Source organism: Streptomyces sp. NBC_00016 (assembly GCF_045040885.1).
Taxonomy (GTDB): domain Bacteria; phylum Actinomycetota; class Actinomycetes; order Streptomycetales; family Streptomycetaceae; genus Streptomyces; species Streptomyces coriariae.
Genome location: NZ_CP108304.1, coordinates 2,110,863 through 2,136,070, shown reverse-complemented (window position 1 = coordinate 2,136,070; position 25,208 = coordinate 2,110,863). Strand labels below are relative to the sequence as shown.

20 protein-coding genes, 1 tRNA gene and 1 pseudogene are annotated in these 25,208 nt (G+C 70.4%); 18 read left to right on the top strand and 4 right to left on the bottom strand.

Features of this window, described 5'->3' with window-relative positions; translation table 11 throughout:
- The first annotated feature begins 115 nt into the window (after window positions 1–115).
- The 8 genes and pseudogenes from OG933_RS09560 to OG933_RS09525 all read left to right on the top strand — a co-directional run bounded on the left by OG933_RS09560 (window position 116) and on the right by OG933_RS09525 (window position 9,267).
- Window positions 116–1,327, top strand: a complete 1,212-nt coding sequence (locus tag OG933_RS09560; RefSeq protein WP_405626505.1) for an inositol-3-phosphate synthase — start codon at window positions 116–118, stop codon at window positions 1,325–1,327.
- Between the two features lie 287 nt (window positions 1,328–1,614).
- Entirely contained in the window at window positions 1,615–2,613 is a 999-nt protein-coding gene (locus OG933_RS09555) for an SCO3242 family prenyltransferase (protein ID WP_405626503.1), read from the top strand.
- A gap of 83 nt (window positions 2,614–2,696) precedes the next feature.
- Window positions 2,697–3,674 (top strand): annotated as a pseudogene (locus OG933_RS09550) (sugar phosphate isomerase/epimerase family protein); the annotation flags it as partial.
- A gap of 179 nt (window positions 3,675–3,853) precedes the next feature.
- Entirely contained in the window at window positions 3,854–4,714 is an 861-nt protein-coding gene (locus OG933_RS09545; RefSeq protein WP_405626501.1) for an EboA domain-containing protein, read from the top strand.
- Window positions 4,684–5,532 (top strand): TatD family hydrolase, encoded by an 849-nt coding sequence (locus tag OG933_RS09540; RefSeq protein WP_405626499.1) that lies wholly within the window; start codon window positions 4,684–4,686, stop codon window positions 5,530–5,532. Before OG933_RS09545 ends, OG933_RS09540 begins: the two co-directional genes overlap by 31 nt.
- Before the next feature lie 3 nt (window positions 5,533–5,535).
- Window positions 5,536–6,705: a metabolite traffic protein EboE gene (gene eboE, locus OG933_RS09535; protein ID WP_362522882.1), complete on the top strand. Its 1,170-nt coding sequence runs from the start codon at window positions 5,536–5,538 to the stop codon at window positions 6,703–6,705.
- Window positions 6,702–8,150: a nucleotide pyrophosphatase/phosphodiesterase family protein gene (locus OG933_RS09530; RefSeq protein ID WP_405626495.1), complete on the top strand. Its 1,449-nt coding sequence runs from the start codon at window positions 6,702–6,704 to the stop codon at window positions 8,148–8,150. Before eboE ends, OG933_RS09530 begins: the two co-directional genes overlap by 4 nt.
- A 70-nt stretch (window positions 8,151–8,220) precedes the next feature.
- Window positions 8,221–9,267 (top strand): sugar phosphate isomerase/epimerase family protein, encoded by a 1,047-nt coding sequence (locus OG933_RS09525; protein ID WP_405626493.1) that lies wholly within the window; start codon window positions 8,221–8,223, stop codon window positions 9,265–9,267.
- A gap of 248 nt (window positions 9,268–9,515) precedes the next feature.
- On the opposite strand, the gene OG933_RS09520 is transcribed toward OG933_RS09525, so the two are convergent.
- The 4 genes from OG933_RS09520 to OG933_RS09505 form a co-directional block, all read right to left on the bottom strand.
- Window positions 9,516–10,907 carry an OFA family MFS transporter gene (locus OG933_RS09520; RefSeq protein ID WP_405626491.1) on the bottom strand — a complete coding sequence of 464 codons (1,392 nt, stop codon included), beginning with the start codon at window positions 10,905–10,907 and terminating at the stop codon, window positions 9,516–9,518.
- Between the two features lie 122 nt (window positions 10,908–11,029).
- Window positions 11,030–13,174 carry an acetate--CoA ligase family protein gene (locus OG933_RS09515; RefSeq protein WP_362527040.1) on the bottom strand — a complete coding sequence of 715 codons (2,145 nt, stop codon included), beginning with the start codon at window positions 13,172–13,174 and terminating at the stop codon, window positions 11,030–11,032.
- Between the two features lie 4 nt (window positions 13,175–13,178).
- The gene (gene frc, locus OG933_RS09510) at window positions 13,179–14,420 is read right to left on the bottom strand and encodes a formyl-CoA transferase (protein WP_362527037.1); all 1,242 of its coding nucleotides are present in this window, start codon (window positions 14,418–14,420) and stop codon (window positions 13,179–13,181) included.
- 19 nt (window positions 14,421–14,439) lie between these two features.
- On the bottom strand, window positions 14,440–16,122 hold the full coding sequence (locus OG933_RS09505) for a thiamine pyrophosphate-binding protein (RefSeq protein WP_362527003.1): 1,683 nt from the start codon (window positions 16,120–16,122) through the stop codon (window positions 14,440–14,442).
- Window positions 16,123–16,320: 198 nt separating this feature from the next.
- On the opposite strand from OG933_RS09505, the gene sucC reads away from it, so the two are divergent.
- The 10 genes from sucC to OG933_RS09455 all read left to right on the top strand — a co-directional run bounded on the left by sucC (window position 16,321) and on the right by OG933_RS09455 (window position 25,165).
- Complete coding sequence (sucC, locus tag OG933_RS09500; protein WP_405626489.1) at window positions 16,321–17,451, top strand: ADP-forming succinate--CoA ligase subunit beta; 1,131 nt, start codon at window positions 16,321–16,323, stop codon at window positions 17,449–17,451.
- A gap of 12 nt (window positions 17,452–17,463) precedes the next feature.
- Entirely contained in the window at window positions 17,464–18,357 is an 894-nt protein-coding gene (gene sucD / locus OG933_RS09495; protein WP_405626487.1) for a succinate--CoA ligase subunit alpha, read from the top strand.
- Window positions 18,358–18,461: 104 nt separating this feature from the next.
- Window positions 18,462–20,003 carry an aldehyde dehydrogenase family protein gene (locus OG933_RS09490; RefSeq protein WP_405626484.1) on the top strand — a complete coding sequence of 514 codons (1,542 nt, stop codon included), beginning with the start codon at window positions 18,462–18,464 and terminating at the stop codon, window positions 20,001–20,003.
- A 184-nt stretch (window positions 20,004–20,187) separates the two neighbouring features.
- The gene (locus OG933_RS09485; protein ID WP_405626481.1) at window positions 20,188–20,643 is read left to right on the top strand and encodes a MarR family winged helix-turn-helix transcriptional regulator; all 456 of its coding nucleotides are present in this window, start codon (window positions 20,188–20,190) and stop codon (window positions 20,641–20,643) included.
- 143 nt (window positions 20,644–20,786) lie between these two features.
- Window positions 20,787–20,871, top strand: a tRNA-Leu gene (locus OG933_RS09480).
- A gap of 432 nt (window positions 20,872–21,303) precedes the next feature.
- The gene (locus tag OG933_RS09475; protein WP_405626479.1) at window positions 21,304–22,473 is read left to right on the top strand and encodes an ATP-binding protein; all 1,170 of its coding nucleotides are present in this window, start codon (window positions 21,304–21,306) and stop codon (window positions 22,471–22,473) included.
- Window positions 22,470–22,871 (top strand): roadblock/LC7 domain-containing protein, encoded by a 402-nt coding sequence (locus OG933_RS09470; protein WP_020125671.1) that lies wholly within the window; start codon window positions 22,470–22,472, stop codon window positions 22,869–22,871. The genes OG933_RS09475 and OG933_RS09470 overlap by 4 nt, the downstream gene beginning before the upstream one ends.
- On the top strand, window positions 22,868–23,245 hold the full coding sequence (locus OG933_RS09465) for a DUF742 domain-containing protein (protein WP_020125672.1): 378 nt from the start codon (window positions 22,868–22,870) through the stop codon (window positions 23,243–23,245). Before OG933_RS09470 ends, OG933_RS09465 begins: the two co-directional genes overlap by 4 nt.
- Complete coding sequence (locus OG933_RS09460; protein WP_028806138.1) at window positions 23,220–23,813, top strand: ATP/GTP-binding protein; 594 nt, start codon at window positions 23,220–23,222, stop codon at window positions 23,811–23,813. The genes OG933_RS09465 and OG933_RS09460 overlap by 26 nt, the downstream gene beginning before the upstream one ends.
- Window positions 23,814–23,821: 8 nt before the next feature.
- Window positions 23,822–25,165, top strand: coding sequence for a cytochrome P450 (locus OG933_RS09455; RefSeq protein ID WP_405626477.1), 1,344 nt, complete (start codon window positions 23,822–23,824; stop codon window positions 25,163–25,165).
- The last annotated feature ends 43 nt before the right edge of the window (window positions 25,166–25,208 follow it).

Genomic DNA, 25,208 nt, shown 5'->3' with positions numbered 1-25,208 from the left:
CGGCCTTCGCCGCGCCGAACTTCCCTGCGGTTGCGGCCCGTTCGTGTTCCTCTCCGTTCTTCTCCCTTCCTCCCGCCTCGTACTCCGGGGTTCGCGCACGACAAGGAGGCAGCCCATGTCCGCGTCCCTCTCCCGTCCCCCGCGCGTCGGCGTCTGGCTGATCGGGGCCCGCGGTTCCGTGGCCACCACCGTGGTCGCGGGCAGCGCCGCCGTCACGGCAGGCCTGCACCCGCCGACGGGCCTGGTCACCGAGATGCCCACGTTCGCCGACAGCGGCTTGCCCACCTTGTCCTCCCTCGTCTTCGGCGGACACGACACGACCGGCTGCCCTCTGCCCAAGCGTGCTGAGCAACTGGCGGCCGGAGGAGTCCTCCCGGCGGGCCTCCCCGCGGCGGTCGAGGCCGAACTCACCCTTGCCGATGAGGAGATCAGACCCGGAGGCCCCGTTCCGGGAGACACCCGCAGCGACGAGCGGCTGATCGGCGACTTCGCCGCCGACATGCGCGACTTCGTACGGCGGCACGGTCTCGCACGTGCGGTGGTGGTGAACGTGGCCTCGACCGAACCGGCGGCGACCGGCTCCGAGCTGCCGCCGAGCTCCCTCTACGCGGCCGCGGCCCTGCGCGCCGGCTGCCCCTACGTGAACTTCACCCCGTCCACGGGACTGCACCACCCCGCGCTGGTCCCCGTGGCGGAGTCGAGCGGGCTGCCGTACGCCGGCCGTGACGGCAAGACCGGGCAGACGCTGCTGCGTTCCGTCCTCGGGCCGATGTTCGCCCAGCGGGCACTGGCCGTCCGGGCCTGGTCCGGCACGAACCTCCTGGGCGGCGGTGACGGAGCCGCCCTGGCCGACCCGGCCGCCGCCGAGGCGAAGAACGCGGGCAAGGAACGCGTCCTCGCCGACACCCTCGGGACCACTCCCGAGGGCCGCGTCCACATCGACGACGTTCCGGTACTGGGGGACTGGAAGACGGCCTGGGACCACGTCGCCTTCGACGGCTTCCTGGGCACCCGCATGATCCTCCAGACCATCTGGCAGGGCTGCGACTCCGCGCTCGCGGCACCGCTCGTCCTCGACCTGGCCCGCCTCGCCGCCCGGGCCCACGAAGCCGGCCTGTCCGGCCCGCTCGGCGAACTCGCCTTCTTCTTCAAGGACCCCGTGGGCGAAGCGCCGTCGGCCCTGGCTGAGCAGCACGCGCAACTGGAGCGGTTCGCCCGACGGCTGAGGGGCGGCGGGGGAGGGGGCGACGGGACTGGCGAAACCGGCGAACGCCAGACGCCCGGGGCACGACCCGATCACACGACGAGGTCGGGCGAGGAGGCGTGATGAGCGGGGGCGACATGGTGCGAGGAGTTCAGAGGCGAGCGGACGCGTCGGCCACCGTACCGGACGGGGGGATGTCTGCGGAGGCCGGTGCGTCGGGCCGTTGTGTGGCTCCGGAGACCGGTATGTCGGACGGGAGGGTGGCTTCGGAGGCCGACACGTCGGACGGGTGGGCGACTCCGGAGACCGGTGCCTCGGAGGAGAGGGCGGCTTCGGAGGCCCGTGTCTCGGACGGGAAGGTGGCTGCGGGGGCCGGCACATCGGACGGGTGGGCGGCTTCGGAGGCCGGTATGCCGGGCGGGCCGGCCGGCGCGGTGGCCGGTGCCTCCGAGCGGAGCCGCGCTCGCGTGCGGGCCTGGGCCGAACTGCTGCGGCTGCCGGCCCTCTTCACCGTCCCCGGCGACGCGCTGGCGGGTGCCGCCGCGCTCACCCGGTGCCCCGGTCACCGGATCCTGTTCGCCATCGGTTCCTCCTGCTGTCTGTACGAGGCCGGCATGGTTCTCAACGACTGGGCGGACCGCGCGGAGGACGCCGCCGATCGCCCCCACCGCCCTCTCCCCTCCGGCCGCGTGAGCCCCGCCGCCGCCTTCACGGCGGCCTGCGCCTTCACCGCCGCCGGTCTCGCCCTGGCCGCCCGGGCGGGCCGCCCGGCCCTGACGATCGCGGCTCCGCTCGCGGCCACCGTCTGGTCCTACGACCTGGCCCTGAAGCACACGCCCGCAGGCCCGTTCACCATGGCCGCCGCCCGTGGCCTGGACCTCCTCCTCGGTGCCGCGGCCACCGGCGGGCGCGCACGCCCGGCCCTCCCCTCCGCCGCACTCCTGGCCACGCACACGCTCGCGGTCACGACCCTGTCCCGCCAGGAGACCCGCGAGGGCACGCCGACGGCAGCCCTGGCCGCCCTGGCCACGACAGGCGCACTGACCTGGCTGGTGCAGCGTCGGCCGACACTGGGCCCGCCACCCAACCGACGGTCACCAGACGGGCAGGTGCACGGTCGTCGTGGGAGGCCGGAGCCAGGATCCGCACACCGCTCGCCCGCGCCGCTGACCGCAGCGCTTGCCGCCACCTACGCCGGCACCACGGCCCGCTCCTACCTGCACGCCTCCCTCAACCCGTCCCCTCCTCTCACCCAACAAGCCGTCGGCGCCGGCATCCGCGGCACCATTCCCCTCCAGGCCGCTCTCATCGCCCGCTCGGGAGGTACCGCCGGCACTGCCACCGCGCTGCTGACGGCCGCCCTGGCACCGGTCGCTCGGAGACTCGCGAGGCGGGTGAGCATCACGTGAGCCTCGGACCTACGAGCCGCGAGAGCGGCCCCGACGAGAAGGCCCCGAACGCGATCACCCCGCTCCCACCCTCGCCGCGGCCCCTGGCATCGCTGCCTTCGCCCCCGCCTTCGCCCTCGCGCCCTCCTTCGCTCCCGCTCCGTTTCGGTTACGGCACGAACGGCCTCGCCGATCTCCGCCTCGACGACGCCCTCGCGCTGCTCTCCGACCTCGGCTACGACGGTGTCGGACTGACGCTCGACCACATGCACCTCGACCCGTTCGCCCCGGACCTCGCCGTCCGCGTCCGACACCTCGCGCACCGACTGGACGCCCTCGGGCTGGACGTCACCATCGAGACCGGCGCCCGCTATGTCCTCGACGCGCGTCGCAAGCACGGCCCCTCCCTCCTGGACCCGGAGCAGGACGATCGCGCCCGCCGCGTCGACCTGCTGCTCCGCGCCGTCCGGATCGCCGGTGACCTCGACGCGCACGCCGTCCACTGCTTCAGCGGAACCCTCCCGCCAGGTACAGCGCCGCAGACCGCATGGCAGCGCCTCGCCGAGAGTCTCGCCCCCGTCCTGGACGCCGCCGCGTCCGCCGGCATCCCCCTCGCCATCGAACCCGAACCCGGTCACCTCCTGGCCACCCTCGCCGACTTCCACCGGCTCCGCCGAGCTCTGGACGACCCGGCGTTCCTCGGCCTCACGCTCGACATCGGCCACTGTCAGTGCCTCGAGCCACTCCCGCCCGCCGACTGCGTACGCGCAGCGGCCCCATGGCTGCGCCACGTCCAGATCGAGGACATGCGCCGTGATGTCCACGAACACCTTCCCTTCGGGGAGGGCGAGATCGACTTCCCGCCCGTCCTGGCCGCTCTCGCCGACACCGGCTACCGCGGGCTGACGGTCGTCGAACTGCCCCGCCACTCCCACGCCGGCCCCCACCACGCCGAAGCCTCCCTCCCGTTCCTCCGCCAGGCGGCGGCATCCGCTCAAGTCACCGTCACCGACCATGCCGATCCGACGTCACCCTGCACCCCGGTCCCGACCGTCGGTACGACCGCACGCACAACCGTCGGCCTCACCGTCGGGCCCGCCGTCGGCCCCACCGCCGTCCCAGCCAACGGCCTTGCCGTCGGGCCTCCCGACCGGCAGCGGCCACCTGCCGTCGTCCCCCTCCCGAGCCGCCCGTCCCGGGCAGCGAACCTGCCCGTCGCGCCACCTGGCGAGCCCTCCGCCACCCCAGAAGGGAGTACTCCATGACCCACCCCCACGCCGCCCCGGCAATCCCGGAAGCGGAACGCGCGGGCACCACCCCGGCCCGCGCACCCCTCGACGTCCTGCACCGCCACCTCGACACCCATCTCGAGGCGACCGCCCGCGTCTGGTTCCGCCGAGCTCTCGACGAGGCCGCCGCCCATCCGGGCACCCATGGGCCCATCTCGGTGTGGGAGTTGCGCCTCGCGGAGGCCGGACGACGGTGCGGCGGTCGTTACGCCGACGCCGCCCGCGTCCTCATCCTCCGCGCGGCCCGCGCCGACCCGGAGTCCCTGGCCCGCGTGTACTTCCAGGGCACCGCCGAAGAACGTCGCGCGGTCCTGCACGCGCTGCCCCACCTCGTGTCCGGGCCCGACGCCCTCCCGCTGGTCGAGGACGCCCTGCGCACCCATGACACCCGGCTCGTCGCGGCCGCCGTCGGCCCCTACGCCGCCCGTCACCTCGACGCCCACGCCTGGCGCCACGCCGTCCTGAAGTGCCTCTTCGCCGGAGTGCCCGTCGACGAGGTGGCGGGCCTCGAACAGCGCGCCGACGCCGAACTCGCCCGCATGCTCGGCGACTACGCCACCGAACGCACCGCCGCGGGCCGCCCCGTACCCCGCGATCTGCACCGCGTCCTGACGCTGACCGGTCTGACCGGTCTGACCGACCTGAGCCACCCGACAGCTCTGACCGACCCGCCGGCTCTGACCGATCCGACGGCTGCGGCCTCGACCGACTCGGGCGAACCCACCCCAGACCTCCACCGCACGGACCCCCCTGGCGCGGGCGGTTCCCACCGTCCGGCCCACCCCCACGGCAAGGAGTCCAGATGCGCATCTTCGACCCCCACATCCACATGACCTCGCGCACCACCGACGACTACGAGGCGATGCACGCGTCCGGCGTCCGTGCCGTCGTCGAGCCGGCCTTCTGGCTGGGGCAGCCCCGTACCTCGACCGCCTCCTTCCTCGACTACTTCGACTCCCTTCTCGGCTGGGAACCGTTCCGGGCCGCGCAGTACGGCATCGCCCATCACTGCGCGCTCGCCCTCAACCCCAAGGAGGCCAACGACCCGCGCTGCGCCGCCGTCCTGGAGGAGCTGCCGCGCTATCTCGTCAAGGACCACGTCGTGGCCGTCGGCGAGATCGGCTACGACTCGATGACCCCCGCCGAGGACACCGCCCTGGCCGCACAGCTCCAGCTGGCCGCCGACCACGCCCTGCCGGCCCTCGTGCACACCCCGCACCGCGACAAGCTCGCCGGACTGCGCCGCACCCTCGATGTCGTCCGTGAATCCGCCCTGCCGCCGGACCGGGTCCTGCTCGACCACCTCAACGAGACCACCGTGAAGGAGGCGAAGGACGCCGACTGCTGGCTGGGCTTCTCCGTCTACCCCGACACCAAGATGGACGAGACCCGCATGATCGGGATCCTCCGTCTGTACGGGCCGGAGAAGGTCCTCGTGAACAGCGCCGCGGACTGGGGCAGGAGCGACCCGCTCAAGACGCGCAGGGTCGCCGACCTCATGCTCGCTTCGGGTTTCACCGAGGACGACGTCGATCTCGTGCTGTGGCGCAACCCCGTCGCCTTCTACGGGCTCAGCGGCCGTCTCGCCCTCGAGGTGACCGCCCCCGACCCCACCCACGAGGGCAATTCCATCCTGCGCGGCGGGGAGTGAACGATGCGCTTCCGTCACCCCGACGGCTCGACCGTCCACCTCGCCTATTGCACCAACGTCCACCCCGCCGAGACCCTCGACGGCGTCCTCGCACAACTCCGCGACCACTGCGAACCCGTCCGGCGCCGCCTCGGCCGTGACCGGCTCGGTGTCGGGCTGTGGCTCGCCAGGGATGCCGCCCGGTCCCTCGACGCCGATCCGTCGGCCCTGCGCGGTCTGCGCACCGCACTCGACCGGCGGGGGCTCGAGGTCGTCACCCTCAATGGTTTCCCGTACGAGGGTTTCGGCGCCGAGGAGGTCAAGTACCGGGTGTACAAGCCCGATTGGGCGGACGCTGAACGCCTGGAGCACACCACCGCACTGGCCCGTGTCCTGGCCGGACTTCTCCCCGACGATGTCACCGAGGGCACCATCTCCACCCTCCCGCTCGGCTGGCGCACCGCCTGGAACGCGGCACGCGCCGCGACGGCCCACTCCGCCCTGCGCACCCTCGCCGAGCGGCTGGACGCGCTGGAGGAGCTGACCGGCCGCTCCGTCCGGGTCGGCCTGGAACCGGAACCCGGCTGCACCGTCGAGACCACCGCCGACGCCCTCGCCCCGCTCGCGGCCGTCGGCCACCCCCGTATCGGTGTCTGCGTCGACACCTGCCATCTCGCCACCTCCTTCGAAGACCCGGACACCGCCCTGGACGCGCTCGCCGAAGCCGGCGTCCCCGTCGTCAAATCCCAGCTGTCGGCCGCCCTGCACGCCGACCGCCCCCGTCTGCCCGCCGTCCGCGAAGCCCTCGCCGCGTTCGACGAACCCCGCTTCCTGCACCAGACCCGCACCCTCACGGCCACCGGCCTGCGCGGCACCGACGACCTCGGCGAGGCACTCGGCGCCGCCGCTCTGCCCGACACCGGACCCTGGCGCGCCCACTTCCACGTCCCTCTGCACGCGGCCCCCGCCGCGCCCCTCACCTCCACGCTCCCCGTCCTCAAAGCCGCGCTGACCCGCCTGGTCGGCGGCCCGCACCCGCTGACCCGTCACCTCGAGGTCGAGACCTACACCTGGCAGGCCCTCCCACCCGAACTGCGGCCCCGCGCCCGAGCCCAGCTCGCCGACGGCATAGCCGCCGAACTCGCCCTGGCACGCGACCTCTTGACCGACCTCGGCCTCAAGGAGCTCCCATGAGCAGCCCGGCATCCGGCGACACCGGGCCCCAGGACCCGCCCGGACCCCGCGCCCACGCCTCTGCCCCCAAGACGCCCGTGCCCCTGCTCGTCCTCGACGTCGTCGGTCTCACCCCCCGTCTGCTCGATCACATGCCCCACCTCAAGACCCTCGCCCAGGCGGGCTCCCGCGCACCGCTCGGGACCGTCCTGCCGGCTGTCACCTGTGCCGCGCAGTCCACCTTCCTCACCGGCACGCTCCCCGCGGAGCACGGCATCGTCGGCAACGGCTGGTACTTCCGCGAGCTCGGCGACGTCCTGCTGTGGCGTCAGCACAACGGTCTCGTGGCCGGCGACAAGCTGTGGGACGCCGCCCGGCGGGCGTACCCCGGTTACACGGTCGCCAACATCTGCTGGTGGTACGCCATGGGCGCCGACACCGACTACACCGTCACCCCCCGTCCGATCTACTACGCCGACGGCCGCAAGGAACCCGACTGCTACACCCGCCCCGCGGACCTGCACGACGAACTCACCGAGAAACTCGGCACCTTCCCCCTCTTCCACTTCTGGGGACCGGGCGCGGACCTGGTCTCCAGCCGGTGGATCGTCGACGCGACCCGCCACATCCTGCGCACCCGCAACCCCGACCTGGCCCTGTGCTACCTCCCTCACCTCGACTACGACCTCCAGCGTTTCGGCCCCGACGACCCCCGCTCCCTCCGGGCGGCCGCCGCCCTGGACACGGCCGTGGCCCCCCTTCTGGCCGACGCCCGGGCCCAGGGCCGTACCGTCGTGGCGCTGTCCGAGTACGGCATCACCCGGGTGAGCAGGCCTGTCGACATCAACCGTGCCCTGCGCCGCGCGGGTCTGCTCGAAGTGCACACCCAGGACGGCATGGAGTACCTCGACCCGATGGTGTCCCGTGCCTTCGCGGTCGCCGATCACCAGCTCGCCCACGTCTACGTGCGCCGTCCCGAGGACCTGCCCCGTGTACGGGAGGTGCTGGAGGAACTGCCCGGGGTCGGTGAACTCCTCGGCGACGAGGGCAAGAAGGAGCACGGTCTCGACCACCCGCGCTCCGGCGAACTCGTCGCCGTGGCGGAGCCGGACGCCTGGTTCACGTACTACTACTGGCTCGACGACGCCCGCGCGCCCGACTTCGCGCAGCTGGTGGAGATCCACCGCAAGCCCGGCTACGACCCGGCCGAGCTGTTCATGGATCCCCTGGACCCGTACGTGAAGGTCAAGGCGGCGGGTGCGCTGGCCCGCAAGAAGCTCGGTCTGCGCTACCGCATGACGGTGGTGCCCCTCGATCCGTCACCTATTCGCGGCAGCCACGGCCGCCTTCCCGCGAGCGACGACGACGGTCCGCTCCTCATCTGCTCCACCCCCCGTTCGCTCGGCGACCGCGTCGCGGCCACCGACGTGAAAGCACTGCTGCTCCAACTGGCCGGTCTGTGCTGACCGGTTGCCGACTGTCACAAGTGAAGCACTCACCACTGACAACGCCCTCCGATCCCGAGGAGTTCCAGACATGAGCCGCATCTCCGACATCGACCCCGAACTCACCCACCGCCTGACCAGACGAGGCATGCTCGGCGTCGCCGCGGGAGCCCCCGCGGCCGCACTGCTGGGGGCCGCCGCCTCGCCCGCCGGTGCGGCACCCGCCACCGGCACCGGTGCCTCCACCACCGGCCGCGGCCGTCCCGTCCTGCCCCCCGGCCGGCTCGGCATCCAGCTCTACAGCCTGCGCGACAAGGTCTCCACGCTGGGATTCGCCCCCGTCTTCGCCGAGTTGAAGAAGTACGGGTACGACGAGGTCGAGTTCGCCGGCTACACCCAGGGCTCCGCGGGCCCCATCACCCTTGCCCAGCTCAAGCGGCTGGCACGCGACAACGGACTGACGCCGATCGGCAGCCACGTCGGCTACTACGCCGACGACCCGAACGCCTACACCTTCGCCCAGAACCTCACCAAGGTCCTCGACGACGCCCAGGCCCTCGGCCTCAAGCACATCGGCACCGCCTCGGGGCCGTTCCGCTACGGCTCCACCGTCGACGCGTGGAAGCGCGCGGCCGAGGAGTTCAACACGTACGGAGCGGCGGCGCGGGCCCGCGGCATGAAGTTCTACCAACACAACCACTCCGACGAGTTCGGCTTCGCGACCGACAACCCCAAGGTCCGTCTCTACGACGTACTGCTCGCCGAGACCGACCCCGACCTGGTGTTCCTGGAGATGGACATCTTCTGGGCGTACGCCGGACAGTTCCGCTTCTCGAAGCGGGCCGACGGTACGGCCGCGCCCTTCGAGCCGCTGGACTACGTACTGAGGCAGCCGCATCGCTATCCGCTCTTCCACGTCAAGGACGGCGTCAGCGACCCCTCGAACCAGTTCGGGTACCGGATGACCGACGTCGGGGACGGCGACATCGACTACCAGCGGTTCATCTCCGCCGTGACCCGGCTGCGCGGTGAGCGGTCGGCCCACCACTGGCAGGCCGAGCACGACAACCCGGTCGAGTCGTTCGCCTTCGCACGGAAGTCGAGCGCGCACCTGCACTCGTTGCGTGAGAAGTGCTGAGCGCCTGACGCCACCCGCGCTGACCGGGCGCACGCGCGCGTGGAGGCCCACCCCGGCAGATGACGGGGTGGGCCTCCACGCGCGCGTGCGTCGTCAGCCCGCGGGCCGGGGCTGAGCAGCCGAGCCGCTCGCCCCCGGCCTCATCCGCCCGGAACCCGCCCGGAACCCGCCCGGGTCACGCCGAACCGCGCGATCCCCAGGACGACGATGACGAAGAGCTGTCGGTCGCGCGGGGATCGGTCGCCATGTCAGGCCGTTTCCTCGCCGAGCGGATGCGGGTTGGGGACGATTCGACGACCGGCCGCCGGCCTGTCCGGTGCCTTCAGGAAGAGCGCCAGTACCGAGGAGGCGAGCCCGATGCAGCCCGCCAGGACGAACGCGCCCTCGTAGTCCCACGCGCCGACCACGATCGAGCCGACTCCGGAGCCCACGAGGCCCGAGACGAGCTTGGAGCTGTAGACCATGCCGTAGTTGCTGGCGTTGTTGTTCTCACCGAAGTAGTCCGCGGTCATCGCGGCGAACAGCGGGAAGATCGCGCCGCCGCCGAAGCCGGAGACCATGGAGCAGAACAGGAAGAACGGCATGCTGCCCATCTGGCCGGAGACCAGCACCCCGAACTGTGCGGTACCGAGCACCAGGCAGACGATGATCAGGGTGTGGCGGCGTCCGTAACGGTCGGAGATCCAGCCGATGATGCCGCGCCCGGTGCCGTTGACGATCGCCTTCAGGGACATGGCCGTGGCCACGATCCCTCCGGCGAAGCCCATGTCCTTGCCGAACGGCACCTGGAAGGCGATACCGAAGATGTTGATCCCGGCCGTGCACAGCAGACAGAACCACATCATCCACAGGACGGGGGTACGCGCTGCCTCCTTGGGGGTGTACTGCTTCACCGCCGGCGGGTTCTTCTGCAGTGCCCGGCGGATCTTCGGGTCGTCGGTGAGCTTGAGCGGGTCCACGTGCGCGGGCCACCAGTTCTTCGGCGGGTCCTTGAAGAACCACCCCGCGACCGCCACGACGGTGCAGCAGGTGAGGCCCACCATCACCAGTACGCCCTTGTAGTTGCTCAGGTCCATGTACGACGTGAACAGGAACACGAAGGGCACCGAGCCGTAGGCGAAACCGCCGTTGACCATGCCGGTCTTGCCGCCCTTGCGCTCCGGGTACCACTTGCCGACCATGTTCACGCAGGTCGCGTAGACGAGGCCGGCGCCGATGCCGCTGCACATGCCGAAGCCGAGATAGGCGACGGCGACATGCGGCGCGTACGCGAGGGACAGATAGCCGAGGACCGTGCCCAGCGCGCCGAGCATCATCGCGTACCGCGCGGGCAGCCTGCCGCTCTCCCGCAGCTGCCCGGCCGGGAAGGCCACGGCCGCCTGGAAGAACACCCAGACGCCCATCAGCCAGAAGATGTGCCCGCTGCTCCACAGGTGGGCATCGTGCAGTGTGTCCTCGGCCGACGTGAACGCGTACTCCGAGGAGCTGATGCCCAGCATGCCCATCCAGGGAAAGAGCACCATGGTCCAGCGTGGTCGCCCCATGATGTCCCGGTCGCTCTCGCCGATCCGGTACACACGGCCGTTGCGGTCCGTCACCTCCCGGTAGGGGAGGGACGGGGAGTAGTCGGTGGTTGTCATGTCGCTCAGCACCCCTTGCGTCGAAAGTTCTGGCCAGCGCCCCCTGTCCAATGCCTTTCGTGTGCGCTCGGGACCCGGGCCGGCCGACGCGCACCGTCGGCCGGCCCCGCGCCTGGGTCACGTCATGAACCGCCCCCCAACAGTCCCGCCGCACGCGCCCACCGGTACTTCGCGCCGAGCACCGCCACCGGCTGCTCGGTCGTGTACGGGTAGGCCACGACGCCCCGTTCGTAGAGGTACTGGCAGGCCTCCTCGACCTCGACGTCACCCGCGAGCGATGCCACGACGGGCTTCTCCACACCGCGTTCGCGGAACTCGCCCACCACGCGCGCGGTGAGCTCCGCGAAGACCATCGGGGGAGTGACGATCGTGTGCCAGTAGCCGAGCACCAGCGCGTGGACACGCGGATCCTCGAGCCCCAGCCGGATGGTCGCCTCGTACGTCGACGGCGGCTCGCCCCCGGTGATGTCGACCGGGTTGCCCGCCGCCCCGAAGGGCGGGATGAACGCGCGGAACGCCGTGTCGAGGTCCGGCGGGATCTCCATCAGGGTGAGGCCGTTGTCGGTCACGGCGTCCGACAGGAGCACACCGCTGCCGCCGGCGCCCGTGATGATCACGATGTTGTCCCCCTTGGGGGTGGGCAGCACCGGCAACCCGCGCGCGTACTCCAGCATGTCGTTCAGCCCCGGCGCCCTGATGACACCCGCCTGGCGGAGGATGTCGTCGTAGACGGCGTCGTCACCCGCGAGCGCCCCGGTGTGCGAGCCGGCCGCCTTCGCGCCCGCCGCCGTACGGCCCGCCTTGAGGACGACGATCGGCTTCTTCGGTACGGTCGCCCGCGCGGCCTCGACGAAGGCGCGGCCGTCCTTGAGGTCCTCCAGATGCATCGCGATGCAGTCGGTGTGCGGGTCCTCGCCGAACCAGGTCAGCAGGTCGTCCTCGTCGAGGTCCGACTTGTTGCCGAGCCCGACGATCGCCGACACACCCGTCTTCGTGGTGCGTGCGAAGCCCAGCACGGCCATCCCGATGCCACCGGACTGCGAGGTCAGCGCGACCCCGCCCTTGACGTCGTACGGCGTGCAGAAGGTGGCGCACAGGTCCTGCCAGGTCGAGTAGTAGCCGTAGATGTTCGGCCCGAGCAGCCGGACGCCGTAGCGCTCGCCGATGGCCACGATCTCTTCCTGGAGGGCGTGTTCGCCGGTCTCCGCGAAGCCGGAGGGGATCAGCACCGCGTTGGGGATCCCCTTGCGTCCCACCTCCTCCAGGGCCGAGGCCACGAACTTGGCGGGTATCGCGAAGACCGCCACATCCACCTCTCCGGGAACGTCGGTGACACTCTTGTACGCCTTGCGGCCCAAGATGTCATCGGCCCGGGGATTCACCGGATGGATGTCCCCGGCGAAACCGCCGTCGACGAGGTTGCGCATCACCGAGTTGCCGATCTTGCCCTGCTCGTTGGAGGCACCGATCACGGCGACGGAGCGCGGCTCCATCAGACGGCGCATCGAGGTGAGGATCTCCGCGCGCGTGTAGCGTCGGCGCGCCGTGACCGGCGTGTCGGACAGGATCACGCGGATGTCCGCGGCGATCGCGCCCTCGGCCGTGGCGATCACCGGGTTGAGGTCCACCTCGCCGATCTCCGGGAAGTCCGCGACCAGCTGGGACACCCGGCGGATCTGCTCGGCGACCGCCCACCGGTCCACCCCGGCCTGCCCGCGCACGCCGCGCAGGATCTCCGCCGCCCGGATCGAGTCCAGCATGGACAGTGCCTCGTCGGCGTCCACCGGAGCCAGCCGGAACGTGACGTCTCCCAGCACCTCGACGAGCACCCCGCCGAGCCCGAACGCCACGACCTTGCCGAACGTCGGATCCGTGACCGCCCCGACGATGACCTCCTGGCCCTTCGGCAGCAGTTCCTGGATCTGTACGCCCTCGACCCTGGCCCCGGTGTCGTACGCACGCGCGTTCTCGACGATCCGGTGGAACGCCGCCCGTACGTCCGTCGCGCCCTCCACCCCGACGATCACTCCGCCGGCGTCGGTCTTGTGCAGGATGTCCGGCGAGACGATCTTCATCACGACGGGGCCCCCGAAGCGCGCCGCGTACGCGACGGCCTCCTCGACGTCCCTCGCCAGCTCCTCGCCGGGTACGGCGATTCCGTACGCGTCGGCGACCACCTTGCCCTCGGGCGCGGTCAGCGCGGTCCGTCCTTCGGACCGCACGGCGTCGAGCAGCGCACGCACCCTGAGCATCCGGTCCTCGGCCATCACGTCAGATCACCCCGTTCGACTTGAGCAGGCGCAGCTCCTCGTCCCCGAGGCCGAGTTCGCCGACGTAGACCTCTTCGTTGTGCTCGCCGAGCAGCGGTGAGCCGGTCACCTCGACGGGGGAGTCGGAGAGCTTGAGGGGGCTGCCCACGGTCACGAACTCGCCGCGCCGCGGGTGCGGAACGCGGACCACCATCTCGTTGGCGACGAGCGACTCGTCCTCGATGATCTCCTTGGTGGACAGGATCGGCCCGCACGGGATGTTGTGGGCGTTGAGCCGCTCCAGCACCTCCCACTTGGGCAGCGTCGAGGACCATTCCTCGATCAGCTGGAACATCTTGCCGAGCTTGGGCAGCCGGGCCTCCGGCGTCGCCCACTCGGGATCGTCGGCCAGCTCGGGGCGGCCGATCAGCTCGCTGAGCGGCTGCCAGCCGACGGGCTGCACGATGACGTACACGTAGTCGTTGGGGCCGCCGGGCGCGCACTTGACCGCCCAGCCGGGCTGGCCACCGCCGGACGCGTTCCCGGACCGGGGAACCTCGTCGCCGAAGTCGTCGTTGGGATATTCAGCGAGCGGTCCGTGTGCCAGGCGTTGCTGGTCCCGCAGTTTCACCCGGCACAGGTTGAGTACGGCGTGCTGCATGGCCACGTTGACCCGCTGCCCGCGCCCGGTGTTCTCCCGCTGGTACAGCGCCGCGAGGATCCCCGCCACGGCGTGCACACCCGTCCCCGAGTCCCCGATCTGGGCCCCCGTCGCCAGCGGCGGCCCGTCCTCGAAGCCGGTGGTCGACATCGACCCGCCCATGGCCTGCGCGACGACCTCGTACGCCTTGAAGTTGGTGTACGGGCCGTCCCCGAACCCCTTGATGGAGGCATAGACGATCCGCGGATTGATCTCCTGGATGCGGTCCCAGGTGAACCCCATGCGGTCGACCGCGCCCGGACCGAAGTTCTCGACCATGACGTCGGAGCGCCGGATCAGCTCGGTGAGGATCTCCTTGCCGCGTTCGGTCTTGGTGTTGAGGGTGATGCTCCGCTTGTTGCAGTTGAGCATCGTGAAGTAGAGGGAGTCGACGTCCGGGAGGTCGCGCAACTGCTTGCGCGTGATGTCACCGGACGGCGCCTCCAGCTTGACGACGTCCGCGCCGAGCCAGGCGAGCAGCTGGGTCGCGGACGGGCCCGACTGGACGTGCGTCATGTCGAGGACGCGAACGCCTTCGAGAGCCTTGGTCGCCGTTCCTGTCATCCCTGTCATCCGGGGCACCTCACTTGTACATCGTCTGGTTCATCGTTCCGGGGGCGTACGCGTCGGGGTCCACCCAGACGTTGATCAGCGAGGGCTTCCCGGACTCACGGGCGCGCCGCAGGGCGGGGCCGATGTCGGCGGGGTCGCGCACCTCCTCGCCGTAACCGCCCAGCATCTGGGCGAACTTGTCGTAGTGGACGTCGCCGAGGGTGTTGCCGACCCGCTCGCGCTCAGGGCCGTACTTGGCGGCCTGGCCGTAACGGATCTGGTTCATGGAGGAGTTGTTGCCGACGATGCCGACGAAGGGGAGGTCGTAGCGCACGAGGGTCTCGAAGTCCCAGCCGGTGAGCGAGAACGCGCCGTCGCCGAACAGGGCGACGACCTCCTTGTCGGGCCGTGCCTGCTTGGCCGCCAGCACGAACGGGACGCCGACGCCGAGGGTGCCCAGCGGCCCCGGGTCCATCCAGTGGCCCGGCGACTTGGGCTGCACGACCTGACCGGAGAAGGTGACGATGTCGCCGCCGTCGCCGATGTAGATCGAGTCCTCGGTGAGGAAGTCGTTGATCTCGCTGACCAGGCGGTAGGGGTGGATGGGCGAGGCGTCCGACCGCAGGTGCGGCAGCCGTTTGTCGAGGGCGCTCTGCTCGGCCGCGCGCAGTTCGTCGAGCCACTCCTTGCGCTTGGACGCACCCCCGTTGAGGCGCCCGGAGGCGGCCTCGGTCACCGACTTCAGCACCAGTGCGGCGTCGCCGACGATCCCGAGGTCGATGTCGCGGTTCTTGCCGACGGTGCGGTAGTCGAGGTCGATCTGGACGACCGTCGCGTCCGGCGACAGCCGCTTGCCGTACCCCATGCGGAAGTCGAAGGGCGTGCCGACGATCACGATGACGTCGGCGCCCGAGAAGGCGTAGCGGCGGGACAGCTGGAAGTGGTGCGGGTCGCCGGGGGGCAGGGTGCCGCGGCCGGCGCCGTTCATGTAGGCGGGGATGTTCAGGGTGCGCACCAGCTCGATGGCGGCTTCGGTGCCCCGGGTCGTCCACACCTGGCTGCCCAGCAGGATCGCGGGCTTCTCGGCGTGCACGAGCAGATCGGCGAGCTTCTCGACCGCCTCGGGGTCGCCGGCCGAGCGGGTCGAGGCGCGATAGGCACCGGGCCGCGGCACCCGGGCCTTCGCCACCGGCACCTTGGCGTCGAGGACATCGCGCGGGATCTCCAGGAAGGCGGGGCCGGGCGCACCGTGGTAGCACTCACGGAACGCCATCGACACCATGTCGGCCGCGCGCGCCGTGTCCGGCACGGCCGCCGCGAACTTGGTGATGGGCGTCATCATGTCGACGTGCGGCAGGTCCTGGAGGGACCCCATCTTGTGCTGGGTGAGCGCGCCCTGGCCGCCGATCAGCAGCATCGGGGACTCCGCGCGGAAGGCGTTGGCGACACCGGTGACGGCGTCGGTGGTGCCGGGTCCTGCCGTGACGACCGCGCAGCCGGGCTTGCCGGTGATGCGCGCATAGCCGTCGGCGGCGTGGGCCGCGACCTGTTCGTGGCGTACGTCGACGACTTCTATGCCCTCGTCGACGCAGCCGTCGTAGATGTCGATGATGTGGCCGCCGCACAGGGTGTAGATGCGGTCGACCCCCTCTGCCTTGAGTGCCTTGGCAACGAGATGACCACCGGAAATCACGTCCTGGGTGTCGTCGGGCATGGCGAAGTCCCGTCCCTTCGTAGGGGGGTGGAAGGCTCTCGCGGTACATTGCATACAGTCGACGAATACTGTATGAAGCTTGTTATCCCGCATCCGGTGGGTGGTGTCCAGGGGGTGTGCGGCACTTTCGGTCATCGGAGTTCGGCCTCGCGACGGCTCGGCGGACTTCGGGATTCGACTTCACAGACGGGAGCCGAGATGGACCTGTACGAACACCAGGCAAGGGAACTCTTCGCGGAGCACGGCATCCCGGTCCCACGGGCCGAGGTCACCGACTCGCCCAAGGAGGCACGTGGGATCGCTCGGCGGCTCGGTGGGCGGGCGGTGGTGAAAGCCCAGGTCAAGACGGGTGGCCGAGGCAAGGCGGGCGGCGTCAGGATCGCCGCCGACCCGGCCGCGGCAGAACTGACGGCACGACAGATCCTCGGCATGGACATCAAGGGGCACACGGTCGGCACGGTGATGCTGGCCCAACCCGTCGACGTCGAGACGGAGTTCTACGTCTCCTATGTGCTGGACCGCGCGGCCGGCCGTTTCCTCGCGATCGCCTCCGCCGAGGGGGGCATGGAGATCGAGGAGGTCTCCGCCACCCGGCCCGCGGCGGTCGCCCGTATCCCCGTCGACCCGGCGGAGGGCGTCACCTCGGCGAAGGCCGGCGAGATCGCCGCCGCGGCCGGACTGCCCGCGCAGACCACGGACGTCCTCGTCCGGCTGTGGCAGGTGATGATCCGGGAGGACGCCCTCCTCGTCGAGGTCAATCCGCTCGTCCGCACCCGGCAGGGGGAGATCCTCGCCCTCGACGGCAAGGTCACCCTCGACGACAACGCGTCCTTCCGGCAGTCGCGTTGGGGAGCGGAATCCGCCGGGCACGGCGACCCGCTGGAGGCGGCGGCCGCGGCCAAGGGCCTCAACTACGTGAAGCTCGACGGCGAGGTCGGCATCATCGGCAACGGCGCCGGACTCGTCATGTCCACCCTCGACGTCGTCGCGGGCTGCGGCGCCCGCCCCGCCAACTTCCTCGACATCGGCGGCGGCGCGTCCGCCGAGACCATGGCCGACGGGCTGTCGGTCATCCTCTCCGACCCGGCCGTCAAGTCGGTCTTCGTCAACGTCTTCGGCGGCATCACCGCGTGCGACGCGGTCGCCGAGGGCATCGTGCGCGCCCTGGACACCGTACGGCTGACCAAGCCGCTCGTCGTCCGGCTCGACGGGAACAACGCGGCCCGGGGGCGGGCGATCCTCGACACGCACCGGCATCCGCTGGTCCAGCAGGCCACCACCATGGACGGCGCCGCCCGCCGTGCCGCCGAACTCGCCACCGCAGTCTGAGGAGACGACGCCATGGCCATTTACCTCACCAAGGAGAGCAGGGTCCTCGTCCAGGGCATGACCGGCGCCGAGGGCATGAAGCACACCCGGCGCATGCTCGCGGCCGGCACGAACATCGTCGGCGGCGTCAACCCGCGCAAGGCGGGCCGGGCCGTCGACTTCGACGACCGTGCGGTGCCCGTCTTCGGGTCGGTCGTCGACGGTATGCAGTCGACCGGCGCCGATATCACCGTCGTCTTCGTGCCGCCCGCCTTCACCAAGGCCGCCGTCATCGAGGCAGCCGACGCGGGGATCGGTCTCACCGTCGTCATCACCGAGGGCGTCCCGGTCCACGACTCCGTCGCCTTCACCACCCATGCCGCCGCACGCGGAACACGCGTCATCGGCCCCAACTGTCCCGGCCTGATCACCCCCGGCCAGTCCAACGCGGGCATCATCCCGGCCGACATCACCAAGCCGGGCCGCATCGGCCTGGTCTCCAAGTCCGGCACGCTCACCTACCAACTCATGTACGAGCTGCGTGACATCGGCTTCTCGACCTGCGTCGGCATCGGCGGCGACCCGGTCGTCGGCACCAGCCACATCGACTGCCTGGCCGCCTTCGAGGAGGACCCCGACACCGAACTCGTCGTCCTCATCGGAGAGATCGGCGGCGACGCGGAGGAGCGAGCGGCCGCCCACATCCGCGAGCACATCACCAAACCCGTCGTCGGCTACATCGCCGGCTTCACCGCGCCCGAGGGCAAGACCATGGGACACGCGGGCGCTATCGTCTCCGGTTCCTCGGGGACCGCGCAGGCCAAGAAGGCGGCGCTGGAAGCGGCGGGGGTACGGGTGGGCGCCACACCGACCGAGACCGCGCGTCTCGCACTCGCCCTCCTGGACGAAGGAGCCCGACGTCGCTGAAGTATGACGGTTCGTCACCCAACGGAGCCGGGTGCCCGGCCGGCGTCCTCCGTGGCCACGCACCATCCCGCCCCCGACCGTGCACCGAGAGCGGAGCAGCCCACATGGCAACCACCCTCACCCTCAAATCCGGCACGTCCTGGCCCGACGCCTGGCAGCGGTGCCTCGCCGTCGCCCCCGAGGCCTTCCGTGAGGACCGTGTCCTCAACCTCTGGAACGCCTCCTGGCAGGCCGACGGCCGGACGCTGCCGGCCACCAGCCCGGTCGACGGCGCCCCGATCGCCGGCCCGCCGCGGCTGGACGGGGTCACCGCCCACCGAGCCGTCCGCGCCGGGCTGGATCAGCACCGCGCCTGGCGGCACGTCCCGCTGGAGGAGCGGCGCGCCCGCATCGCCGCCACCCTCGACGCCCTCGCCGAACACCGCGAACTCCTCGCCCTCCTCCTCGTCTGGGAGATAGGCAAGCCCTGGCGGCTCGCGCAGGCCGATGTCGACCGGGCCGTCGACGGCGTGCGCTGGTACGTCGACGGCATCGAACCCATGCTGGACGGGCGGGCACCACTGGACGGCCCGGTGTCCAACATCGCGAGCTGGAACTACCCGATGAGCGTGCTCGTTCACGCATTGCTGGTCCAGGCACTGGCAGGCAACGCGGTCATCGCCAAGACCCCGACCGACGGCGGTGTCGCCTGTCTGACGCTGGCCTGTGCGCTCGCCGCACGCGAGGGCGTCCCGATCACCCTCGTCAGCGGAAGCGGCGGCGAGCTGTCCCGGGCGCTGGTCCGGGCGCCCGAGATCGGCTGCGTCTCCTTCGTCGGCGGCCGCGACACCGGCGCCGCGGTGGCCGCGGCCGTCGCCGACCTCGGCAAGCGACACGTACTCGAACAGGAAGGACTCAACACCTGGGGCATCTGGAACTACTCGGACTGGGACACCCTCTCCGCGGTCGTGCCCAAGCTCTTCGACTACGGCAAACAACGATGCACGGCGTATCCGCGATTCGTCGTCCAGCGGGCCCTGTTCGACGAGTTCCTGGCGGCCTACCTCCCGGCGGTGCGCACGCTGACCCTCGGGCACCCGCTGGCCGTGGAGAAGCGCGACGACCCGTATCCCCGACTGGACTTCGGACCGGTGATCAACGCGGCCAAGGCCAAGGAGCTGCACGACCAGATCGCCGAGGCCGTCGACCGGGGCGCGGTCCCGCTGCACCGCGGCAGGCCGGCCGACGCCCGCTTCCTGCCCGGCCAGGACACCTCGGCCTACGTCCAGCCCGTCACGCTCCTCGGACCACCGCCGTCCTCGCCGCTGCACCACGCGGAGCCGTTCGGCCCGGTCGACACCATCGTCCTGGTCGACACCGAGGCGGAGCTGCTGGCCGCCATGAACGCGTCCAACGGCGCACTCGTCGCCACACTGTCCACGGACGACCGGAGCACCTACGAACGGCTGGCACCGCAGATCCGCGCGTTCAAGGTCGGCCATGGCACCGCCCGCTCCCGAGGCGACCGCGACGAGCTCTTCGGCGGCTTCGGCGCGTCCTGGCGCGGCGCGTTCGTCGGCGGGGAGCTGCTGGTGCGCGCGGTGACACAGGGGCCGACGGGGGAGAGGCTGCCCGGGAACTTCCCGGACTACCAGCTGATGCCCTGACCAAGCACCGCACGGCCGCACGGCCGCACGGCCGCACGGCCGGACAGCCGGACAGCCGGACAGCCGGACAGCGAGGCTGCGATGGTGCCTCGGCCGTCCGGCCGCACAGGGTGGCATTTCCGCTCGGATCGATCACCATCGCAGCAAACGATCGCTGATTGGTACGGACCGATACTCTCGGGGCATGGTGAGTGATCGCGAAGCGCCGTCCGGGCCGCAGGAGTACCGGCTCGGCCACCTCCTCCAGCACGCACAGGCCAAACTGGCCAGGAAGTCGGCGGAGGCGCTCGTCCCGTACGGGGTGGACGGCCGCGAGCTGGCCGTCCTGGTCCTGCTCGCCCATGAAGAAACGTTGTCGCAGGCCGAGGCGGCGGAGCGGCTCGGCGTCGATCGCACCACGATGGCGGTGCTCGTCGACGGTCTGGAGGATCACGGTCTGGTGGAACGGCGGCGCAGCCCCCGGGACCGCCGCCGGAACATCGTCCGGCTCACGGACGCCGGCCTGGTCTGCCTGGAGCGGGCCGAGGCGGCGCGCCTGGCCGCGGAGCGCCGGTTCCTCGCCCCGCTGGACGATCAGGCGGCGGCCGCGCTGCTGCGGGCGCTGCGGATGCTCGTCGTCGAGGAGCCGACGTCGAAGTGATCGCCCGGTCACCCGGTGTGAGGTGCCCGCATGGCGGTCCCGTCACCCGTGCGGCCAGCGGATATGCAGGTGAGAGCCACTCCGAAACCTTGGTATTGTTGTGCCTGTCGCCGCGGGGACAACTCACGCAGCGGCAACACCTGGTCCGGGTGGCGGAATGGCAGACGCGCTAGCTTGAGGTGCTAGTGCCCTTTATCGGGCGTGGGGGTTCAAGTCCCCCCTCGGACACTCTCACTCTCCGTATCGAGCGGCTTCCGCTCGGTGAACGGTCAATTACCCGCATTCGGCGTTCTGCCGGATGCGGGTTTTGTTGTTTCCGTATCCCTTGCCTCCGGAATGTCGCGGAAGCCCGTTTATCGGTTGTCCTGTGAGGCTGTGCGTCATCTCGCCCGCGGGGGCACTTCCCGGTCACTCCGCCGTTGCTCGCAGCCCCCGCTGACGATCCGTCAATGTTCATCTCCGTAGGCATATTGACGGTCTGTGACTCCATCTTGTGGTGATACGATCACGCTCGCTTGTAGAGCGGGCGGATGGGTGCAAGACGACATCTCCGACTACGGGGACAGTCCGGGCGGTCACCCGTCAATTCGGGCGGTCCGCCGGTCCACCCGCGTTGACGGGAATTCAGCAACTGGCCGTCAGTCGCCTGAAGAGAGTCTTATGACGCATTACATACAGAACCCGGTACTCTGGGCTCTCCTCGTGGCCGTACTCGCCGCCGTCGCCCTCATTGTTCGCCAGCGCAGGGCGGCGCGTGTCTTGAGGCAGGAGATAGCGGGGCTCAGGTCTCACTACTCCGCGTTGGAAAACGAGTACGCGCAATCCGTCGAGGCAGCTCAGGAACAAGCCGAAGAGGCTACGAAAACGGTCCTGAAGTCCGCGATGCGGACCCTTCAGGGCCTTGCCGCGGAACAGCAGTTGATTGTCTCCCGGCTGCAGAACAAATACGGCGAGTCGGTTATCCTCCAGGACCTTCTGGAGATCGACCACACGAACTCGCAGTTCGGTCGGCGGGCCCAGTCCATCGCCGTTCTCTGCGACGGCTGGCTGGGGCGCGCACGTGATGTCGCGTCCGTGTACGACGTGGTACGCAGCGCGCAGGGCAGGGTTCGCCATTACCGGCGGGTCGAAATTCTCTCGCAGGTCGACTTCGGCATCACGAGCCGTGCGGTCGAACCGGTCGCACTGGCCCTCGCCGAACTGCTCGACAACGCGACGAGCTATTCCAGCCCGGACACCGTCGTCGAAATCAATATTCGTACCGTGCCCAAGGGTATTTGCATCGTCGTCGACGACGCGGGTGTCGGTATGAACGACGAAGAGCGCGCCCGTGCCGACAAACTCCTGTCGAGCCAGCGGGTCTCGGGTGTTTCCGCGCTCGGCAACCCGCCGCAGTTCGGATTCGCGGTGATCGGTGTGCTCAGTGAGCGCTTCGGCTTCGAGGTGTCGGTGGACTCCACCTCCCCCTACGGAGGCGTCCGTGCGGTCCTCCTCCTGCCGCACGACCTGCTCACCAACGCGCCCGAGCAGAAGGAGCCGACTCCGGTCGTTCCCGCCGTCGCCACCCCGGCCCGCAGCGGCCCCGAAGGCGGGCTTTCCAGCAGCAGCACCACCGCCGACGGCCTGCCGAAGCGGCGTCGCAAGCGGCCCATGGCCATCGTGCCCGGCAGTGCGTCCGCGTCCACTCCCGCCCGTTCGGGCGCCGAGACGGCGGCGATCATGGGCGCCTTCCAGCGGGGCACCCAGTCGGGCCGGGCCACACCTGCGAGTCCCGCGGAAAAGTCGAGCAGCACCCGTGGTGCTGGCAGCGAAGGGCATGAGGTCTCGTGAACGACGATCTGTCATGGATGCTTGACAGTGCCTTGGAGATACCTGGGGCCCTACACGCGGTCCTCATCTCCGCGGACGGCCTGCTGATGGCGCGGACGCAGGACTTCGACAAGGACGACGCGGACCGGGTGGCCGCCGCGATGAGCGGCGTGCAGTCGCTCAGCCGCTCGCTCGCGTTCTTCTGCGAGGACCCGCAGATGGGGTGGCGGCAGACGCTGGTCGAGTTCGACGGGGGGTGGGTCTTCCTCATCTCCGCCGGTGAGGGTGCCTACCTCGGCGTCTCCGCCTCGCCGGACGTCGACATGGCGGACATCACCTTCCGGATGCAGCAGCTCGTCGGCCAGCTCGGCAAGGCGCTGACGACACCGCCGCGCGAGAACCTCGGCGCACGGTCATGAACGGCTTCGACGAACTGGAGCCGCAGACGCCGGAGTTAGTGCGTCCGTACGTCATCACCAAGGGGCGTGGGCTGCCCGACGAGGGGCAGCTCTCCCTCATCACCCTGGTCACGGCGGCCGCCGATCACGAGCAGCGGCCGACCCGGCTGTCCCCCGAGGAACAGAACCTGTTGGACCTGTGCTCGGCCGGCTACCTGTCGGTCGCCGAGATCGCCGGGCACACCCAACTGCCTCTGGGCGTGGTGAAGATCCTCCTCGCCGCCCTCACCGAAGGCGGCTACCTCATCACGCGCCCGCCGGTACAGCGGGCTCCGCTCGCCGACCGGGACATCCTGGAGGAGGTGCTGAATGGTCTCAGGGCCAAGTTTGGATGAGCAGGCCTACGTCCGTGACGGGGCGACGCAGACGGCGGTCAAGATCCTCGTCGTGGGTCACTTCGCGGTCGGCAAGACCACGTTCATCGGAGCGATCTCCGAGATCGAGCCGCTGACCACCGAGGAGACGATGACGCGGGCAGCCGAGTCGGTCGACGACCTCAAGGGAGTCCAGGGCAAGACCACCACCACGGTCGCCATGGACTTCGGCCGTCTGACCATCAGCGACCGTGTCGTGCTGTACCTGTTCGGAACGCCGGGTCAGCAGCGATTCGTCCAGATGTGGGAGGACATGGCGCGGGGCGCCCTCGGCGCACTGGTGCTCGTCGACCCCGAGCGGCTCGCGGACTCCTTCGCTGTGATCGACCTGATCGAGCAGTACGGACTCGACTACGCCATCGCCGTCAACCACTTCGACGGCGCCCCCCTGCGGGACGAGATGGCTCTGCGCGACGCACTGGACCTGCTCGACGACACCCCCGTCGTCACCTGCGACGCGCGAGACGAGCGGTCGTCGGCCGACGCGCTGATCACCCTCGTCCGCCATCTCCAGGACCGTGCACACTAGGAGCAGACATGGACCAACCCACCGCACCCGTGCCCCCGCCCGGGTGCCCGGCGCATCAGGCCGGCGGCAGAGTTCCGCTGTACGGACCGGAGTTCGCAGCCGACCCGCAGGCCTACTACACGTACCTGCGGCACTACGGGCCCACCGCGCCCGTGGAGATCACCCCCGGAGTCGAGGCCACCCTCGTCACCGACTACGCCAGCGCCCTCCAACTCCTGCAGGACTCCGGCTCCTTCCGCAAGGACGCGCGCCGCTGGCGGGACTTCAACGAGGGCCGGATCGCCCCCGACAGTCCCGTCCTGCCCGTGCTCGCTCACCGGCCCAACTGCATGTACACCGACGGCGCCGAGCACCTGAGGCTCCGTCAGTCCATCACGGACAGCATGGCGCGCGTCGACCCGATGCAGCTGAGCCAGAGTGTCGAGAAGATCTCCGACTTCCTCATCTCCCAGTTCTGCGAGCGAGGTTCGGCCGACCTGATCGGCTCCTACGCCAAGCAGCTTCCGCTGTTCGTGTTCAACGAGCTCTTCGGCTGCACCGCCGACATCGGCGACCGCGTCTTCTTCGGCATCTCCGGCATGTTCGACGGAGTCAACGCCGACAAAGCCATCGAGGTGCTGTTCCAGGCCGTCGGCGAGCTGGTCGCCCTCAAGCGGCGCAAGCCCGGCGAGGACGTCACGTCCTGGCTGATGCAGCATCAGACGGGCCTCAGCGACGAGGAGATGCTGCACCAGGTCGCCCTGCTGCTGGGCGCGGGCGCCGAGGCGCTGGTCAATCTCATCGGCAACACCCTGCACCGGCTGCTCACCGACGACCGGTACGCTCACGAGGGCGGGCTGATCGACGAGGCGATGGACGACACGCTGTGGGAGAACCCGCCCATGACGAACTTCGCCGCCCACTACCCGGTCGCCGACATGGAGTTCGCCGGTCAGAAGCTCACGGCCGGTGACCTGATGCTGGTCAGCATCGCCGCAGCCAACACCGGTCCCGCGCTGTCGGCGGCCCGCAAGGCCGGCAGTAACCGGGCGCATCTCGCCTGGAGCGCCGGTCCGCACGCCTGCCCCTCGAAGGAACCCGCCCGGCAGATCGCCGTGACGGCCATCGAGAACCTCCTCAACCGACTGCCCGACGTCGAGCTCAGCGTCCCCGAGGAGAGCCTGACTTGGCGTCCGGGACCCTTCAGCCGTGGTCTCGTCACGCTCCCCGCGCGGTTCACCCCGGTCAAGCCGGTGAGCCGACCGGCCCGGCGGACCCCCACCCAAGCCCCGGCGCGTGAGGGTGCCGCAGCGCCCCGCCAGGCCGAACAGGCGGGTGTGTGGAGCAAGTTCCTCAACTGGCTGACCAAGTGATGCGACAGACTCTCGCAGCCGTCACGTCGATCGTGTGAACTTT

What these genes read in the sequence shown, in the direction of transcription:
- OG933_RS09560 (WP_405626505.1), top strand. Translation starts at nt 116, where the DNA reads ATGTCCGCGTCCCTCTCCCGTCCCCCGCGCGTCGGCGTCTGGCTGATC.
- OG933_RS09505 (WP_362527003.1), bottom strand. Translation starts at nt 16,122, where the DNA reads ATGCCCGACGACACCCAGGACGTGATTTCCGGTGGTCATCTCGTTGCC.
- OG933_RS09475 (WP_405626479.1), top strand. Translation starts at nt 21,304, where the DNA reads ATGACGCATTACATACAGAACCCGGTACTCTGGGCTCTCCTCGTGGCC.
- OG933_RS09515 (WP_362527040.1), bottom strand. Translation starts at nt 13,174, where the DNA reads ATGGCCGAGGACCGGATGCTCAGGGTGCGTGCGCTGCTCGACGCCGTG.
- OG933_RS09520 (WP_405626491.1), bottom strand. Translation starts at nt 10,907, where the DNA reads ATGACAACCACCGACTACTCCCCGTCCCTCCCCTACCGGGAGGTGACG.
- OG933_RS09460 (WP_028806138.1), top strand. Translation starts at nt 23,220, where the DNA reads ATGGTCTCAGGGCCAAGTTTGGATGAGCAGGCCTACGTCCGTGACGGG.
- OG933_RS09540 (WP_405626499.1), top strand. Translation starts at nt 4,684, where the DNA reads ATGCGCATCTTCGACCCCCACATCCACATGACCTCGCGCACCACCGAC.
- OG933_RS09555 (WP_405626503.1), top strand. Translation starts at nt 1,615, where the DNA reads ATGCCGGGCGGGCCGGCCGGCGCGGTGGCCGGTGCCTCCGAGCGGAGC.
- OG933_RS09490 (WP_405626484.1), top strand. Translation starts at nt 18,462, where the DNA reads ATGGCAACCACCCTCACCCTCAAATCCGGCACGTCCTGGCCCGACGCC.
- OG933_RS09485 (WP_405626481.1), top strand. Translation starts at nt 20,188, where the DNA reads ATGGTGAGTGATCGCGAAGCGCCGTCCGGGCCGCAGGAGTACCGGCTC.
- sucD (WP_405626487.1), top strand. Translation starts at nt 17,464, where the DNA reads ATGGCCATTTACCTCACCAAGGAGAGCAGGGTCCTCGTCCAGGGCATG.
- OG933_RS09525 (WP_405626493.1), top strand. Translation starts at nt 8,221, where the DNA reads ATGAGCCGCATCTCCGACATCGACCCCGAACTCACCCACCGCCTGACC.
- frc (WP_362527037.1), bottom strand. Translation starts at nt 14,420, where the DNA reads ATGACAGGAACGGCGACCAAGGCTCTCGAAGGCGTTCGCGTCCTCGAC.
- eboE (WP_362522882.1), top strand. Translation starts at nt 5,536, where the DNA reads ATGCGCTTCCGTCACCCCGACGGCTCGACCGTCCACCTCGCCTATTGC.
- OG933_RS09455 (WP_405626477.1), top strand. Translation starts at nt 23,822, where the DNA reads ATGGACCAACCCACCGCACCCGTGCCCCCGCCCGGGTGCCCGGCGCAT.
- sucC (WP_405626489.1), top strand. Translation starts at nt 16,321, where the DNA reads ATGGACCTGTACGAACACCAGGCAAGGGAACTCTTCGCGGAGCACGGC.
- OG933_RS09465 (WP_020125672.1), top strand. Translation starts at nt 22,868, where the DNA reads ATGAACGGCTTCGACGAACTGGAGCCGCAGACGCCGGAGTTAGTGCGT.
- OG933_RS09545 (WP_405626501.1), top strand. Translation starts at nt 3,854, where the DNA reads ATGACCCACCCCCACGCCGCCCCGGCAATCCCGGAAGCGGAACGCGCG.
- OG933_RS09530 (WP_405626495.1), top strand. Translation starts at nt 6,702, where the DNA reads ATGAGCAGCCCGGCATCCGGCGACACCGGGCCCCAGGACCCGCCCGGA.